Origin of the sequence: Halomonas sp. KG2, from assembly GCA_030440445.1 — a bacterium.
In the GTDB taxonomy this organism is placed as follows: domain Bacteria; phylum Pseudomonadota; class Gammaproteobacteria; order Pseudomonadales; family Halomonadaceae; genus Vreelandella.
Window position 1 is genome coordinate 3,143,176 of the sequence record CP098528.1, and the last position, 15,398, is coordinate 3,158,573.

The following is a 15,398-nucleotide window of genomic DNA, read 5'->3' on the forward strand; positions in this document are numbered from 1 at the left end:
TTTAACAGTAGAAAACCAGTTTCAGTGTATTTCTTTCAGTGCGTCTCTTTCAGTGCATTTGGTTAGTACGCGCGGCAGCTTCTCTGCTCAGAATTTGCTGCGCATCTAGCGAGCCAATCGCCACCTCTACATTTTTGGGAATATCACCGCTAAGCTGTAGCGCTTGGTAACGTAGCGCGCAGACACGCAAAAATGAGGTGAAATTGCCAAGATCGTGGCCAGCATCAATCGACTCATGATAAAGCCGCGTAATCAGTTGAGCCGTGTTCATCCCATCCCGTTGAGCCATCTCTTCCAGAAGGTGCCAGAAGTAGTTTTCCATGCGAACGCTGGTCACCATGCCATCAATGCGCAGTGAGTGTGTGGCGCTGCGCCATAGCTCCGGGTCAGCATCAATAAACAGCTTGCACATCGTTACACCCTCTCCGCTATCAAACTCTACTATTAAGCTACTAGGCAAGATCTGCTATCGAGTAAATTCTGCTTTTTAGCATAGCGGCTAACAGACAACGCGCCCAACCGTATTGAGTTCAATACCGCTGGGCGCGAAAGGGGTAGCCTATCAGTACTACTTATCCAATAGCGCCATAAACTGGGCAAGCCATGCAGGGTGTGCGGGCCATGCAGGTGCAGTTACCAAGTTGCCATCCGTCACTGCATCGGTGACCTCCAGGTTTGCGAAGTGACCACCGGCAAGTTCCACTTCTGGCTGGCAAGCCGGATAAGCAGAACACTGCTTGCCTTCAAGCACCTTAGCGACAGCCAGTAGCTGGGCGCCATGACAGATAGCAGCGACCGGCTTCTGAGTGTCAAAAAAGTGCTTCACCATCGCCAGTACTTCCTGGTTTAAGCGCAGGTATTCAGGTGCGCGGCCACCAGGAACCACCAAGGCGTCGTAGTCAGCCGGGTTAACTTTGGCAAAATCGGCGTTCAGAGCGAAACGATGGCCGGGCTTTTCAGTATACGTTTGGTCACCTTCAAAATCGTGAATAGCCGTTGCCACGGTATCACCGGCGACCTTGTCGGGACATACCGCGTCGACTTGATGGCCAACCGCCATCAGTGCCTGGAAAGGCACCATCGTTTCATAATCTTCAGTGAAATCACCGGTAATCATTAAAATTCGTTTGTTGCTCATCTCACTTCTCCTTGTCGTTATTGGTCGAGGCACAGAGCACACGAAGGGTGTGTTAAATGAGAGTAGCAAGTGCAGCTTCGCAGCGGGTAGTAAGCCACTACTACATCCACTCACGACAAGGCTTATGACATCGGTTAGCTAGATTATGCAGGCCGCTCAAGAGCAAACCGGTCACTGATGCTTACATAATCACTGCCTGCCAAGCGCCCTACTGGCTTTAGCACGTCCATATTGATATGCCGACCATCCCATATCGCGTCATCAATATGAATAGCGACAATCTCAGCAAGCACTAACGATCCCGCTAATGGCTGATCGCCAAAACGAATTAAGTCGCGCAGCTTGCAACCAAAGGCGACCGGGGCACCTGCAATACGTGGCACGCTGATTCCCGGCATTTCAGCCTTCTCTAGCCCCGCTAATAAGAACTCGTCTTGCTCGGGAGGAACACTCGCGCTGGTCGTGTTGAGCGCTTCTATCAACGTTTCATTGCCTATATGCACGACGCATTCGGCTAGTTCGGTTAAATTGCGCAGCGTGTCTTTGGGCAGCCCGCTGCCGTCGAGCAACGGTGAAAAAGCCAGGATGGGGGGATTAACGCTGGCTACGTTAAAAAAGGAGAACGGTGCGAGGTTTGTATTGCCGTTCTTATCTTGAGTTGACACCCATGCAATTGGCCTTGGACAGACACTGCCTGACAGCAAACGGTAGATAACACCAGCACTCAAAGGTTGTTCATCTAGTAAGTAATTCATGGGTATTCCTATGGGAGTGTTTATAAATACATGCCAACGCGACGCGCCTTAATCCGTCTCAAATCGGCTCCTCGGCGCTAAGTATGCTAGCCTTACGAGCCACACGCGACATAAAGGAACTGAATGCTCACTATCTCAAATAACGTGACAATAGCGGACTGGGAAATCGATATTAGTCAGATCAGAGCGCAAGGCTCGGGTGGCCAAAACGTCAATAAAGTCGCCTCTGCGGTGCATTTACGTTTCGATATTCAAAGCTCTACACTACCGCCGATTTATAAAGAGCGTTTAATGGCGCTGTCTGATCAGCGTATTAGTAAAGAGGGCGTGGTGATTATCAAAGCGCAAAGCTATCGCACCCTGGAGTTGAACAAAGAAGACGCTCTTGCACGCTTAAAAGCACTGATTCAAAGTGCTGGCAAGCAGCAGAAAACGCGGCGGCCAACTAAGCCCACCAAAGGCTCACAGCGACGCCGTGTGGACCACAAAACGCGTAAAGGCAAAACGAAGTCGCTGCGTGGTAAAGTGCCACTCTCATAAGACGTGAACTGAATTTATGCTATGCACTGACCATAAGAAGTGAACAGAGTAAGTAATTCTCCCCTAGCGCCGTTTTCTCACCACTGCATTGAGCTTAGCCATCATGTCCAGCGACTCATCCACTACACTCTGTGCTGCTCGCCCGCTGTCGCCCTGCATTCAGGTATGCAACATTGATCCAGCCTCTTCATTGTGCCAAGGCTGCGGTCGGACGCTAGATGAAATTGCCTGTTGGGGAAGTATGACCGAGGCCGAGAAGACCCCGGTATGGGAGCGGCTTGAGCAAACAGGCTACGTCGATGCATTACGCAGAGAAGAGCGCTAGCCCTCTTCTGTATGCCGGTCACTCAGAATGTGATGCAGTTCGCCACACGCCACCATCGGGTCGTCGCAGTTAATCACGATGTTTGATTCTGCCAACACATAGCTACGGCCAGTCGTGGTGTTCTCCACCACTTGATAAGCGCCTTCCTGATGCGTACCGGTGAAGGTACCAATAAACCCCGTTTCACGTAGTGATACGGTTTCTAACTTATCACCGATTCTCAGCCGACCTTCATAATTCATCAGCGCCAACCGCGCTGAGGTGCCCGTGCCAGTGGTGCTACGACAAATAACACCAGGATGTACATACGTTGTTGAACGCGAGCGAATATAGCCTTCAGCTACTTTCTCTTCCGGCCCCATAAAATGTAAAAACGGCAATGGCCCTACATCTCCCAGGGTGTAATGGGAAAAGCCGCGCTGCGCTTGGATCGCCTCAACAATTTTATAAGCACAAGCGGCAAGCGCCTGCTCCTCACTGCGTACTAGCTTGAAGCCTAACTCTTCGGCATCTACCAAGGCATAAAAGCCACCGCTGTAAGCGACTGAGTAGGTAATTGCTCCCAGTTCCGGAACTTGAATCGTGTCGCGATAGGTGTCGATATAGCTTGGCAGGCCTTCACAGGTAACAGACTCCACTACCCCATTGCACACCTTCGCTTCAATTTGCACCAAGCCTGCGGGTGCTTCCAGTTTAAAGCGTTGAATACCTTCCTGCTTGGGGACAAGCCCACTTTCCAACACAGCAGTGGCTGTACACAGCGTGTTAGAGCCCGAATAAATCGGGTAGCCCATGACTTCCATAATGATATAGCCCGCGACGGCGTCCGGATGCGAGGAAGGCACCAACAGATCTACCGACATCTCCGGAATACCATACGGCTCTTCTAGCAACAGCCGTCGCAAACCATCGGCATCATCACGCAGAAACTCCATTTGTTGGCGTACTGTGGCACCAGGAAGCACACCGATCCCCCCCGTCACAATACGGCTAACATCACCACCGGCATGAGTATCCATCAGCTGAATCGTATGCAGATTCTTCATTAACATTGCTCCTAGGCGGTGGTGAGGGCAAACGGTGCACCATGGGTTTCCCACTGCGCATCAGGAACAATAACTATTTTTCCCAAGTAGTTACTGCCACGGTTTACAAAGTAGCGCTCAGCGTTATGTAGATCTGATAGTTTAAAGGCCGCGTGCAGCACTGGTTTTAGTGCCCCACTGCGAATCCACTCAATCAGTTGTTCAGCCTCTTCACGAGTACCATGGGAAACACCAAAAATCTGCACTTGGTACAAGTAGACGCGAGTCCACATAATCTCGCTGATATTGCCACCACTCGCACCTGCAATGGAAAGCCGCGGATAACTGCTACGGCCTTGCATATCAACAATCATGGTATCGATAAACAGATCGGTCATCTGCCCACCGACCAAGTCCATCACTGCATCAATTGGCTTACCATCAGTGGTCGCCAATACACGCTCAACAAACGTTGATAAATCACCCCGATCGATGACTACTTCTGCACCCAACGCCAGAAGCGCATCGGCTTTATCCGGTTGGCTGACAGCGTAAGGAATAGCGCCCACGATCCGACAAAGCTGAATTAACGCCGTTCCAACACCGCCACTGGCGCCTGTCACCAGCACACGTTCACCCGCGCCAATGTTGGCAGACGTCATCATGTGATAAGCCGTCTGATACGAGCACATCCCCATTGCAGCAAGCTCTGCATCGTGCAGTTCAGGGTTGGGAACATGATGAAACTGATCGGCTGGGACGACGACAAAGTCAGCATAGCCACCATCAGCCCCGTGGCCATAATAATCTGGCGTCAGATTGATATCGCGACGCTCATCAGCGTAAATATTAAAATCGAGCAGGCCTCGTTCTCCAATACGTGAAGCATCCACGCCCTCGCCTACTGCCGCCACGCGCCCAGCAATATCAGCCCCTTGAATACGAGGAAATGTCAGTGTAGGCGATCCGCCCATCGCAAACGATGTGACTTCCTCTTTCCCTTTCGTAGGATAAAGCCCTTCACGCGCTTTCCGGTCGGTATTATTTTTGGCCGTTGCCGTTACCTGAACCAGCACTTGCCCCGCCCCTGGTTTAGGGGTAATAACATCCTGCCGGTACTGTAATTTATCTACATCACCATGGCCTGTTAACAACATGGCAGACATCGTTTTAGGTACTTGAGGTACAGCTTCGGCCATAAATTTCTCCGTTGTGAAACGTTGGATGAACCTAGCTGACAATAGCAAACTTTCGCCGCCACTCAAGAGTAATAATAAAAACGGCGTCAACGGATATAAACCATTGACGCCGTTAATTTTTATTAACAATTACTAGCTAAAAACAGGTACACCAATAACTAGCACATGCAGGTAAAGAGCAAACAAAATATACGCTATCAAGCCAATCACGACGGTGGCTATTGTCGCGGGAACCGAGGTTGATACTGTGTTAGCGGGATGCAGGCGATCACGCTTTTTGGCTGCCTTAAAGGCCAGAATAGCCCACACCAAAAATGCTGCAAAAAAGACAATATCGCCAAGTCGTCCATTAGCCAATAAGTGTGAAAATGCCCAAATTTTTACGGCCAACATCATCGGATGACCAAGCTTCGCTTTGATAGCATTACGCGGCACATAGGCTGCCACCAGCATAATAAAGGCAGGCACCATCAGCAGTGCTACCGCATGGCGTAAGCCCGTGGGGGGAAACCAAACGTAGATAGGGTCTAGGCGCATTTGGCCAAAACCGTAAATAGCAATTGCCAGTCCAATCACCGACACTACGGAGTACGCTATCTTCCAGGTGTTTTCGCCGTGTTTAACAATCTGTCGCTGACGCCAGTCTTCAGCAAAGATACGCACAGAATGGCTGCCAAGAAAAATCAGCAGGCCAATAATCATGATGGTCATAAAAGTGGCTCTCAGGTTATTTGCAGGTCATTGGTCGACTGCGAGGATGCCACACTAGCGCTCAAACCACATGACCAACTATCAACTTTTCGCCACCAGCGATCATCTGGCTCAGTTTAAAACCAGTTTTTACGCTTAAATAACCAAATTAAACAACCTCCGATACCCAGCATGGCTCCCCAAACAAAAAAGTATCCGTACTGATAGCGCAGCTCTGGCATGTACTCAAAATTCATGCCGTAAATACCGGCAATAAACGTCAGTGGCACAAATATGGCAGTAATCACCGTTAATACGCGCATGGTGATATTTAGCTGGTGAGAGGAAATCGAAATGTAACCATCAATGAGATCACCGCAAATGTCGTAATACATTTGTGTCAGTGTATATAGGCGCTCAAAGCGCTCCTCTACATCTGTGATGGCATGCAGCGTTTCACTTTCTCCGCGAGGCAGATGGGCATAGTCATAGGCAGTAAGCTCTTGGGTAATGCCTTTGTGGTAGCTAAAAATACGGCGCATCTTTACCAATCGTGAACGATAGGCGGTGATTTTGCGCATCAGCACATCATTACCAGCCTCCAAAAGCTCATCTTCTATATCGCTTAGCTCACTTTCAAATTCCAGCAGGCTATCGATGTAGAAGCCTGCCGAGATGTACATAATTTTCAGCGCGACACGCTCGGGAGATAGTGCCAGCAGCGTTTTGCCGTGCTCATTAAAGAGTCGTTCAATACTAAGCGCCTCACCGGCGTGCAGCGTGATTAGAAAACGCTCTCCAATAAAGAGGCACACCTGCTGAGGCACAAAGTTTAGCTGAGCATCAAACGACGAAATACCTCGGTAAATAATCAGGGTATGGTGCTCAAACTCTTCAATTTTCGGCGGATGGCGCTCTTTGTGGGCATCTTGAATTGCCATTGGATGACAATCAAAACGCTCCAATAGCTGGCGTTCACGCTCCTCAGGCTCACCTTTCATGTCTATCCATAGGTGGCTGCCGGGTATCGCTTGCCAGTCATCGATGAGGCGTTCATCGCCTTCGCACACATCGCCTTCTGACGTCGTTAGTAGGCTGCGAATCATGATCGTCCCTGTTAATTTGGCTCACGGCTTAACGTTACGGCCTAACGCTTCGTCGATTAGGCAGATATGCCAGTGTAACGCTGACGACAATAGACGCCAGCAACGCCCCTAGAAAAGGCCCTAACGTTGGGATACTGCCTGGAAAGGTAGCCGCCATGATGCCAGCTGCGATGCTTCCCTGGCTTAGCCATCCCGGTAGTATTGCCCCTACTAACCCAGCCATGCCGCCACCAATCGCCGCCATTGGCGTCATACGTTGCCATAGGCCGAGCAGCACAGGCACCACGATGGCAGCGCAAAGTAGGTCTGCTATCAAAAAGAGTCGCAGCACTGACAGTCCTTGCAGGGCAATAAATACCACCGGCACCATCATTGCGACCGTTATCCAACGTGCGGTCGTTAAAGATGCTGCATGTTGTTCACCGCCACGCCCAACTATCAGCGACGCTATACCGTTTTGCAGCGTATCAACACTTGAGGTCACTAGCGCGACTGCCAACACCAATCCAGGTAACGCCACCCAGGCAGGCGCATCTGTTAACAGCGCAAAGAAAGGAATAGGTGGTTCTCCCAAAGCAACACCGCTCATGGCGGCCATGATGCCGACACCGCCGATCACCATCACAACCAGTACGGTCAGCCCGCCGCCCAGCCAAGCGCCACGACCTAAGCTCTGGTCATCCTGAGCAGCCCATACGCGCTGCCAATAGCCTTGGTGAAAAAGATTGGCGGCGGTCACCGCAATCACAAGCGTCAGAGCAACACTCAACGCGCTTGCGATAGGAATAGAGGGCATGACTGCGTCATTCGGCATGGTTGGTAGCCGCCAAATCGCAACGCTACCCACGGCTAATAACAGAGCTAGCAAAAGCCATGCTTGACAGCGATCCGTTGCGAGGCTTGCACGCAACCCACCAATCACCGTATACACCAAGGTAGTGAGCGCAACACCAATAATCACTAGTGCAGGTGGCACATCGGAAAGCAGCGCGGTAATAGCACCTATCGCCGTCAGTTCCGCTGCTAAAAAACAGCCCATGTAGGCTACGGACACCAGTAGCACCCAATGACGCACCCCCTTGCCGTAACAAGCGTGGGCGAATTCGGCGATGCTTCTGCCTTCTGGCAATGCACGACGAATTTTTGGTCCGTACAACCCCAACACAATAAACGGCAGCGCAGAGCCAATGGCATAGCCTGCCAACGCTAACGGACCAACAAAGGCACCAATTTCAGGCGGGGCAAACAGGATCCAGGCGCCCATTCCCGAAGCTAAAAAGGAGAATCCAAGTGTGGAAGCGGTTTGCGAGTTTCGTGCCGTGACATAGTCATCAAGCGATCCCTGCACATGACGTGCACGCAGGCCCAGAAAAGCAAAACAGAATAGCGCCGCACCAAGTACGGCTGACGTTAGGTAAGGCATGTCGCGCTTCCTCCGCCGGTATGAACCGGATCAGGTTCCAGGGTCTGCGCAGTGCGCATTCTCAGCCCAACAGCTGCGGGCTCCCCTGGCGACAGTGAATGGAGACGCTATCCTCGGTGAAAGCGGCTCGTTAGTAAAGGCTGGGCGTTAGTAAAATCTATCCGTGAGTAACGCCTACTAGATGTGCGTCTTTATCCTGCTAACGCGGTAGGCGGCCCATCAAATAAAACTCCTCATTGGGGGGCGTACCCGTCATGGTCACTAATCGATTCGACATGCCGAAAAAAGCAGCAATGGCGCCAATATCCCAACAGTCCTCTAGCGTAAAACCTACTTTCTCTAATGTTGTTTGCCACGTGGCTGAGAACTCCCCAACCTCAATGCCGCAGTGCAATGCAAAATCCAGCATGACACGATGGCGTTCGCTTAGCCCTGCCGTCAGATGATTGATAGCGACATTGTCAGCGACTAAGGGATCTTTACTATAAATTCTCAATAGCGCGCCATGGGCAACAACACAGTAGAGGCAACGATTGCGAGCACTAGTAGCCACAACAATCATCTCTTTCTCAGCTTTAGTCAGCGTGTCGGATTCACGCTCCATCAAAGCATCGTGATAAGCAAAAAAAGCGCGAAACTCTGCAGGGCGATGCGCCAGCATTAAGAACACATTGGGCACAAATCCCGCCTTGCTTTGCACTTCTAATATTGCATCACGAATATCGTCAGGTAGTTCATCCAGCGTTTCTGGTACACGGAAACGGCTAAGTCGATCAGTCATCGCTACACCTCACTTGCTGTTTTAGCTTTAAATTTTTGTTTTGCTTAAACAATTATGTTGTTAGATAACGCGATACGGTAACAAAACACTAAACAAAGTGACTTTCAATCGCGGCTAACGCTGTCCATACTCTCAACTATTCAATGACCTATAAGCCGTGCAGAAAATGCATCAAACGGCAATTAACAGGAACATCAAAATGCATTATTCCGAAGCCAAAGAGCATACGCCTGGGCGCTTGCACACTCTTTTTGCCGACCCTTATTGCGCGTTTAAAAACAACACCGATGAGCGTCAGCTGCATATCCGGATAATGCTACATACCCTTCTTGCACTGCCTATGCATCACGCGCGTGCCACGCTCCGGGTTATCCATGGCTGGGAAAACGGCGGCTTCGAGCCAAGTGACCTAAAGCACAAAGACTTCCCGCTTGCCTCTTTAGATGATTTCCACCGAGTGGTTAACGAGATCCCTCCTAACCCTCAAGAACACGAGACGTCATTAAGCGCTAGCACGCCGCTCCTCTCAACACCACTGGCGAGCACATTCGCTAACGCAGCAGCCGATGGCATCATCGTTTCTGACGCGCTGCGCAGCACACCTGCCCGCTGGCCTACTTTGAAAGGCGGTTTAGCCATTTATACGCTCTTCAAAATGTATCATCGCTTAGTTTATGGCGAAGATGACAACTACCGCTGCTCTCAGTGTGAAACGCCTGATGGCCTGCGTGAGCTGCATGAATTTCATCTTGAAGAAGGCGAATTTGCACTGTTAGTTCCTCACAGCGCAAAAACGCAAACTGCCACTCCCACCATTCTCGTCATGCACGTCAGTCAGCTTGGCCCTATCGGCCAGCTCCTAAAAAGAAGCCTGCCGTTATTTCAGGATACTTAAGCCGAAACGTTAAAAGCCCCGCTTATCGCGGGGCTTCTTCATGGTGCAATTAACTCAACGAAATAGTGCTATTAATACCGCTAGATACATTTTCTGGCTCAAACCAGCGGGCAGTGACCGTTTTGGTCTGCGTCCAGAAGGTAATTGCCTGCTTGCCATTCGGCCCCAAGTCGCCAAGCTTGGAAGCTCGCGAACCCGTAAAACTGAAGTAAGCGACGGGTACAGGGATCGGCACATTGATACCAATCTGGCCTACGTCGATATCAGTTTCAAAGCGCCGTGCTACCCAACCTGAGTTGGTAAAGATCGACGTACCGTTGCCGTTAGGGTTAGCGTTGATAAACGCAATCGCGTCATCCAGCGTCTCCACACTGACCACGCATAGCACTGGGCCAAAAATTTCTTCCCGGTACACCGTCATATCAGCGGTCACATCAGCAAACAGAGTTGGGCCAACAAAGTTGCCGTTTGGATAGCCCTCTACCGTGCAACCACGGCCGTCTATTAGCAGTTTAGCGCCCTCTTTTTCACCCGCTGTAATCAAGCGCTCAACGCGCTCTTTCGCTTGTGGTGAGACAAGCGGCCCTAAGTCGGCATCGCGCTGGGTGCCTGGGCCAACTTTCATGCTGCGTGCGCCTTCCTCAATATCTTTCAGCCACTCTCGCGCTTCACCTACCAGCACCACTACAGAGTTAGCCATGCAGCGCTGGCCAGCGGCACCAAACGCCGAGCCAAGTAGGCTATCAATCGCTTGGCTACGGTTAGCATCCGGCATAACAACGCAGTGGTTTTTAGCTCCCATCATCGACTGCATACGCTTTCCAGCGGCGGCGGCACGGTCGTAAAGCAAGGAGCCCACATGGGTCGAGCCGATAAATGAGAGTGCTTTAATATCCTGGTGGTCGGCGATTTGGTTGGCCACATCAGGGCCGCCATGAACCACGTTTAAAACGCCGGCCGGGACGCCCGCTTCATGGGCAAGCTCAACCAGTCGCATGGTAGAACTAGGATCCTGCTCGGATGGTTTCAGGACAAAGGTATTTCCCGTTGCGATGGCAAGCGGGAACATAAAACAGGGCAGCATAATCGGGAAGTTGAAGGCGGTAATACCTGCGCCAACGCCCAGCGGCTGGTGCATGGTGTAAACATCGACTTCATTCGCGGCGTTTTCCGCCAGTTCACCCAACTGCAGCGACGTAATTGAACAAGCGTGTTCCACGACCTCTAAACCGCGCCCCACTTCACCTTCAGCGTCAGGCAGGGTTTTACCGTGCTCTTCGGTGATTAGCGCGGCTAATTCAGCCGTATTTTCGCGTATCAGTGCCTGAAGTTTCAGCATGATGCGCATGCGCTTGCCAAGCGGCACTTTACGCCATCCTTTAAAAGCTGTTTTAGCGCTGGCAATCGCACGTTCCACCTCTTCGGCGGTACAAAATGGTACGCGGGCAACCACTTCCTGAGTCGCCGGGTTTACCACATCACGCCAATCCTGGCTTTGTGACATGACTGGCTGACCATCGATATACATAGGGATTTCACGAACGGACATGACTTCCTTCCTCAACGTTGTGTTTGTTATGAGACGCAAAGATGAACTCTAGGGTATATCAGCAAGTTGACGTAAACGTCAATTAGCCACTTGATAAAGAGTTAGCCAACTCAGCGCTGAGTAAGCAGCCTAAGACTGATGTTCCGCCATTAAAAAGGCATCATAAACGCCGTGGAGAACATCAGTTCTGCTGGAGGTTGAAATGGATGTGATAGCGATTAACGCTGGATAAGCCCGTTGGTTAACCACGGCAACCAGGCGAGAAGAACAAGGGTCACTAACGTTGCTAGCAAAAACGGCAGCAGCGAGCGAAATATTTTAAGCGGCGGCGCCCCCGTCATTGAGGAAGCGATAAACAGCCCTGCCCCTACGGGGGGCGTTAACAACCCCATCACCAGGGTTAAACACACCACCACACCAAACTGGTAGGGGCTAATAGCGAACTGGCTTTGGGCAATGGGCATTAAAATCGGCACCACTAAGATTAGCGCCGCAATGCCATCAATCACCATTCCCACTAACAGCAGTGCGCCAATCACCAGTAGCAAGAATACGAAGGGATCGCTGGTCAACGCGGCAATCCATGCGGCGGCCATCTGCGGAAGCTGCTCATAAATCACCACCCAGCCAAACACGCCAGCGGCGGCAATCAGCATAATGACCAACCCCGCATTAATCGCTGTGCGCGTCAGCACCTGGGGCAACTGGCTGAAATGCAGATCACCGTAGACAAAACGTCCCATCAATAGCGCCGCCAGTGAAGCCAGCGCGGCCGATTCCGTTGGCGTGGCAACACCCCACAAAATACCGCCAATAATGATCACTGGAATGAGCAGTGCTGGTAGCCCCCAAAGCAGGTCATGAAGCGCCTGAGAGCGAGTAGGCCACTGGCCTTTAGGGTATTGCTGAACCAAGCCTACCAAGGCAATCACGATAAAAAAGCTGGTTCCCAAGAGCAGTCCCGGCAGCAACCCCGCAATAAACATTTCCGCAATAGGCACTTGAGCCATGACGCCAAACAACACAAACAGCATGGAAGGTGGAATAATCGGCGACAGTAGCCCACCCGCAGCGGTAATCGCTGCGCTGTAGGATTTGTCGTAACCTTCCTGCTCCATTGCTGGCACCATCGCACGGGACATAATGGCAATTTGCGAGGCTGCTGAACCAATAATCGCCGCCATCATCATGTTGGCGACTAAATTGATATAGGCGAGACCACCTCGAAACCCTCCTACCAGAATGCGTGCTAGAGCGATTAAACGGCGGGTTAAACCGCCCTCATTCATTAGTTCACCCGCCAACATAAATAACGGAATCGCCAGCAATCCATAGCTTTCAATGGCGCTAAACAGCTGCTGTGGATACGAATCAAACAACACCGTATTGCCTGACATCTGGATATACCACATGGCAGTCAATGCCAGTACTAGCGCAATGGGCACCGCACCGAGCAACAGCAGCAAGAAAACAGCAATCGTCATAAACGGACCGTCATTAGGGTAAGCAGGATTAGCGTAGCGTTTTGGCGGTGGGTGCTTGGATCGGGGTTCGCCACTGTTTGAGTGACTGGATAAGATTCGCCCAGCTATGCAGGCTAAGGGACAATGCAAACCACGGCACAATTAACCACGCCCAGAATTTTTTAACGCCAAGAGTGGAGGTGTTTTCAGCGTAAATAAAATTGAATGTTTGCCCTTGAAAAGCACGGGTATCAAACCCCGCTTGCACCAGTGCAAGGGGCTGATACCAACGCCAACAAAGCCACGCTAACAGCAGGGCAAATAACAGCACCATGGTATCTACCCAGATACCTATCAGTTTTCGGCCGGTTTGCGGTAACAGGTCACTTAGCAACGTGACCGCTATCCCCTGGCGGCGTTTAAACACCGTGGCGGCTATCAAAAAAGTCATCCAAATCATGGCATAAATTGCCAGCTCGCTAATCCAGTAAAGCGGGTTACCTAGCGCGCGAAACGCAATATTAGTGAGAATTAGACAGGTAACCGCCGCTGCTAAAGCAGCGGCGGCAATCTCTTCACAGCGTGCAAGCCCTGATGAAAAACGTTGCAGCATGTTACTCGTCACGTAACCGGTCAGCTTCGGCGCGTAACGTTTCTAACATAGGTGCCTTAGGTGCCCAGATGTTTTCCCACTGTGCAATGGCGTCAGAGAAAAACTCAGCATCCGCTTCAACGATGTTGATATCCAAGGCGCGGATTTCCTCTTCCTGAGCGGCATCCTTCTCTTCAAAGCCCACCAGCACGTTCTCTAGGTGCTCAGCCATCGCAGTATCAATCAGCTCACGATCTTCTTCAGAAAGATCGCGCCATACTCGCCCAGACACGACGCCCACCATAGGGAACATCATATGGTTAGAAATCAGCAGGTTTTCCGCCTGCTCGTAGAATTTCAAAATCAAAATAGAGTCGAAATCCATATCAATGGCATCGACCTGACCGTTAGCCAGCGCGTCATACACTTCTAATAGCGGCATGGGTGCAGGGGCAGCACCAGTAGCCGTATAAAAATCACGAATCGGCTCGAAAGGGGTAATACGTAAACGCTGCCCCTGCAGATCGTCGGCGCTTTCAATAGGGTCACGGCTGAGCACTTGGCGCATGCCTACCATGCCATAGCCAACGCCAATTAAGCCGACTTCTTGTGGCATTAATTCGAGTAGTTCCCCAGCCGCGTCAGAACGCAACAGCCGTGCCGCGTGATTAACGTCATCAACCAAGTAAGGCGCGTACAGTGCGCCAAAATCTGGAATACGGTTGGAAATTTCGGCAATCGTCAAGAAAGCCATATCTAATGCGCCGGTTTGCAGCTGCTGAACCATTTGCGCTTCATTGCCAAGCTGCTGAGCTGGAAAAACACTAACGCTATGCTCGCCACCAGAGCGCTCATTAAGTGTTTGGGCAAAGGCTTCTGCCTCGGTAGACCATAGATGCTGTGCGGGCGTGATAAGACCGAGACGAAAATCCCGTGCCTGAGCACTCATGGCTGAAACGGCAAGCGTAGCTGCTGCGCAGGCAAGCGTAAGCGTTTTGATACGATTCATGCAAAGCCTCTTGTATCCAGCGGAAGCGCCTAGAGCGCTTCGCGTGTTTTTTTAATTGATAGGCTTTGAGAATACCTTAGCGTTAGCGTTAATGGCACCCGCCATTACGCTAACGCAACGACGCCACTTACGCTGCCTCGTAAGCTGCTTTTAAGCGGTAGAACTCATCAACAATCGCTGCCATTTCAGTCGCGTCGTACTCACATAAGCCACTAACCACTAGTTTCTTCGAGCCCACTCCAACCGCTTCTCCAGCAGACTCAATCGAAAACTCAAGCAAGGCATCAGCACGCTTACCCTGAACCTCTAGCGAGGAGCTCGTTAAGGCTAAGTTTGGCGAGAAACCGTCTAGGCGCTCTAAGGAAAACCCCATGCTGTCGTAAATAACCAAGGGGCGCTTGGGATTAAACATTACCCCATGCTGCTCCATCAAAGGCTTTAAATAGTGAGGAAAATTCTTACCTGAAAACGCCACATAGCAGCGGGCAAATGCCTCAATAGCCGCTTCATCGTGAGTCACCTCTCCGCCACGCGTCACCTGCAGGTAGCACTTGCCCCCTTCATCACAGACAAGTAGATCACCATTCGCTTCTTCACTAAACTTGAGAGGTGTATCAGCTCCCACCATATTGGTGAAGCGAAATTCCATTTGTCGCGACAACCCAAACTTCACCAGCACCAGTGTAAAGAGCAGGTCTCCAGGTACGCAAAAACGGCGCGCATCTGGATTGTGAATCGGGTTGTAATCGCCGGCCACGCCTTTGGCGAAACGGCTGGCCTGCTCAGCAGAGATCACAACATACTCTCCGCGTTGCGCGTAAAAATCCTTGAACATGGCTTTGCTGCCTGCCTAGCGTTGAAATCGAAAACCCATTACGGCCCCACGACGCGCATAATGCCATAAAACA

17 protein-coding genes and 1 riboswitch are annotated in these 15,398 nt (G+C 51.1%); of the genes, 3 read left to right on the forward strand and 14 right to left on the reverse strand.

Annotated elements, in window-relative coordinates:
* Positions 1-49: 49 nt before the first annotated feature.
* The 3 genes from NDQ72_14660 to NDQ72_14670 all read right to left on the reverse strand — a co-directional run bounded on the left by NDQ72_14660 (position 50) and on the right by NDQ72_14670 (position 1,893).
* Positions 50-412, reverse strand: a complete 363-nt coding sequence (locus NDQ72_14660) for a ribbon-helix-helix domain-containing protein (protein ID WKD27289.1) — start codon at positions 410-412, stop codon at positions 50-52.
* 156 nt (positions 413-568) lie between these two features.
* On the reverse strand, positions 569-1,138 hold the full coding sequence (locus NDQ72_14665; GenBank protein WKD27290.1) for a DJ-1/PfpI family protein: 570 nt from the start codon (positions 1,136-1,138) through the stop codon (positions 569-571).
* A gap of 143 nt (positions 1,139-1,281) precedes the next feature.
* Positions 1,282-1,893: a flavin reductase family protein gene (locus NDQ72_14670; protein WKD27291.1), complete on the reverse strand. Its 612-nt coding sequence runs from the start codon at positions 1,891-1,893 to the stop codon at positions 1,282-1,284.
* Positions 1,894-2,016: 123 nt separating this feature from the next.
* Here NDQ72_14670 and arfB point away from each other — a divergent pair, with 123 nt between their 5' ends.
* On the forward strand, positions 2,017-2,433 hold the full coding sequence (gene arfB, locus NDQ72_14675; GenBank protein ID WKD27292.1) for an aminoacyl-tRNA hydrolase: 417 nt from the start codon (positions 2,017-2,019) through the stop codon (positions 2,431-2,433).
* A 103-nt stretch (positions 2,434-2,536) separates the two neighbouring features.
* The gene (locus NDQ72_14680) at positions 2,537-2,758 is read left to right on the forward strand and encodes a DUF1289 domain-containing protein (GenBank protein ID WKD27293.1); all 222 of its coding nucleotides are present in this window, start codon (positions 2,537-2,539) and stop codon (positions 2,756-2,758) included.
* On the opposite strand, the gene NDQ72_14685 is transcribed toward NDQ72_14680, so the two are convergent.
* From NDQ72_14685 to NDQ72_14710, 6 genes are all read right to left on the reverse strand, one after another.
* Positions 2,755-3,804: a proline racemase family protein gene (locus NDQ72_14685; protein ID WKD27294.1), complete on the reverse strand. Its 1,050-nt coding sequence runs from the start codon at positions 3,802-3,804 to the stop codon at positions 2,755-2,757. The two genes, NDQ72_14680 and NDQ72_14685, sit on opposite strands and share 4 nt — an antisense overlap.
* An 11-nt stretch (positions 3,805-3,815) precedes the next feature.
* Positions 3,816-4,982 carry a zinc-binding dehydrogenase gene (locus NDQ72_14690; GenBank protein ID WKD27295.1) on the reverse strand — a complete coding sequence of 389 codons (1,167 nt, stop codon included), beginning with the start codon at positions 4,980-4,982 and terminating at the stop codon, positions 3,816-3,818.
* Between the two features lie 132 nt (positions 4,983-5,114).
* A complete protein-coding gene (locus NDQ72_14695) occupies positions 5,115-5,693 on the reverse strand; it encodes an NnrU family protein (protein ID WKD27296.1) in 579 nt (192 codons plus the stop codon).
* A gap of 116 nt (positions 5,694-5,809) precedes the next feature.
* Positions 5,810-6,778: a magnesium transporter CorA family protein gene (locus NDQ72_14700; protein ID WKD27297.1), complete on the reverse strand. Its 969-nt coding sequence runs from the start codon at positions 6,776-6,778 to the stop codon at positions 5,810-5,812.
* 34 nt (positions 6,779-6,812) lie between these two features.
* Positions 6,813-8,201, reverse strand: coding sequence for a sodium:solute symporter (locus tag NDQ72_14705; protein WKD27298.1), 1,389 nt, complete (start codon positions 8,199-8,201; stop codon positions 6,813-6,815).
* A riboswitch (TPP riboswitch) is annotated at positions 8,191-8,298 on the reverse strand. (Overlaps the previous gene by 11 nt.)
* A 102-nt stretch (positions 8,299-8,400) precedes the next feature.
* Positions 8,401-8,982, reverse strand: a complete 582-nt coding sequence (locus tag NDQ72_14710; protein WKD27299.1) for a peroxidase-related enzyme — start codon at positions 8,980-8,982, stop codon at positions 8,401-8,403.
* 199 nt (positions 8,983-9,181) lie between these two features.
* Between NDQ72_14710 and NDQ72_14715 the strand changes: the two genes are divergently transcribed.
* Positions 9,182-9,877, forward strand: coding sequence for a hypothetical protein (locus NDQ72_14715; GenBank protein ID WKD27300.1), 696 nt, complete (start codon positions 9,182-9,184; stop codon positions 9,875-9,877).
* A 49-nt stretch (positions 9,878-9,926) separates the two neighbouring features.
* On the opposite strand, the gene NDQ72_14720 is transcribed toward NDQ72_14715, so the two are convergent.
* The 5 genes from NDQ72_14720 to NDQ72_14740 all read right to left on the reverse strand — a co-directional run bounded on the left by NDQ72_14720 (position 9,927) and on the right by NDQ72_14740 (position 15,325).
* Positions 9,927-11,426: a CoA-acylating methylmalonate-semialdehyde dehydrogenase gene (locus NDQ72_14720; protein ID WKD27301.1), complete on the reverse strand. Its 1,500-nt coding sequence runs from the start codon at positions 11,424-11,426 to the stop codon at positions 9,927-9,929.
* 218 nt (positions 11,427-11,644) lie between these two features.
* Positions 11,645-12,910 carry a TRAP transporter large permease gene (locus NDQ72_14725; protein ID WKD27302.1) on the reverse strand — a complete coding sequence of 422 codons (1,266 nt, stop codon included), beginning with the start codon at positions 12,908-12,910 and terminating at the stop codon, positions 11,645-11,647.
* A gap of 28 nt (positions 12,911-12,938) precedes the next feature.
* On the reverse strand, positions 12,939-13,502 hold the full coding sequence (locus tag NDQ72_14730) for a TRAP transporter small permease subunit (protein WKD27303.1): 564 nt from the start codon (positions 13,500-13,502) through the stop codon (positions 12,939-12,941).
* 1 nt (position 13,503) lies between these two features.
* On the reverse strand, positions 13,504-14,490 hold the full coding sequence (locus tag NDQ72_14735) for a TRAP transporter substrate-binding protein (protein WKD27304.1): 987 nt from the start codon (positions 14,488-14,490) through the stop codon (positions 13,504-13,506).
* A 127-nt stretch (positions 14,491-14,617) separates the two neighbouring features.
* Positions 14,618-15,325 (reverse strand): DUF3581 domain-containing protein, encoded by a 708-nt coding sequence (locus NDQ72_14740; GenBank protein ID WKD27305.1) that lies wholly within the window; start codon positions 15,323-15,325, stop codon positions 14,618-14,620.
* Positions 15,326-15,398: the final 73 nt, after the last annotated feature.

Bases quoted from the DNA above. Each gene is read 5' to 3' on its own strand.
- NDQ72_14660 (WKD27289.1), bottom strand. From the start codon at position 412: ATGTGCAAGCTGTTTATTGATGCTGACCCGGAGCTATGGCGCAGCGCC.
- NDQ72_14665 (WKD27290.1), bottom strand. From the start codon at position 1,138: ATGAGCAACAAACGAATTTTAATGATTACCGGTGATTTCACTGAAGAT.
- NDQ72_14670 (WKD27291.1), bottom strand. From the start codon at position 1,893: ATGAATTACTTACTAGATGAACAACCTTTGAGTGCTGGTGTTATCTAC.
- arfB (WKD27292.1), top strand. From the start codon at position 2,017: ATGCTCACTATCTCAAATAACGTGACAATAGCGGACTGGGAAATCGAT.
- NDQ72_14680 (WKD27293.1), top strand. From the start codon at position 2,537: ATGTCCAGCGACTCATCCACTACACTCTGTGCTGCTCGCCCGCTGTCG.
- NDQ72_14685 (WKD27294.1), bottom strand. From the start codon at position 3,804: ATGAAGAATCTGCATACGATTCAGCTGATGGATACTCATGCCGGTGGT.
- NDQ72_14690 (WKD27295.1), bottom strand. From the start codon at position 4,982: ATGGCCGAAGCTGTACCTCAAGTACCTAAAACGATGTCTGCCATGTTG.
- NDQ72_14695 (WKD27296.1), bottom strand. From the start codon at position 5,693: ATGACCATCATGATTATTGGCCTGCTGATTTTTCTTGGCAGCCATTCT.
- NDQ72_14700 (WKD27297.1), bottom strand. From the start codon at position 6,778: ATGATTCGCAGCCTACTAACGACGTCAGAAGGCGATGTGTGCGAAGGC.
- NDQ72_14705 (WKD27298.1), bottom strand. From the start codon at position 8,201: ATGCCTTACCTAACGTCAGCCGTACTTGGTGCGGCGCTATTCTGTTTT.
- NDQ72_14710 (WKD27299.1), bottom strand. From the start codon at position 8,982: ATGACTGATCGACTTAGCCGTTTCCGTGTACCAGAAACGCTGGATGAA.
- NDQ72_14715 (WKD27300.1), top strand. From the start codon at position 9,182: ATGCATTATTCCGAAGCCAAAGAGCATACGCCTGGGCGCTTGCACACT.
- NDQ72_14720 (WKD27301.1), bottom strand. From the start codon at position 11,426: ATGTCCGTTCGTGAAATCCCTATGTATATCGATGGTCAGCCAGTCATG.
- NDQ72_14725 (WKD27302.1), bottom strand. From the start codon at position 12,910: ATGACGATTGCTGTTTTCTTGCTGCTGTTGCTCGGTGCGGTGCCCATT.
- NDQ72_14730 (WKD27303.1), bottom strand. From the start codon at position 13,502: ATGCTGCAACGTTTTTCATCAGGGCTTGCACGCTGTGAAGAGATTGCC.
- NDQ72_14735 (WKD27304.1), bottom strand. From the start codon at position 14,490: ATGAATCGTATCAAAACGCTTACGCTTGCCTGCGCAGCAGCTACGCTT.
- NDQ72_14740 (WKD27305.1), bottom strand. From the start codon at position 15,325: ATGTTCAAGGATTTTTACGCGCAACGCGGAGAGTATGTTGTGATCTCT.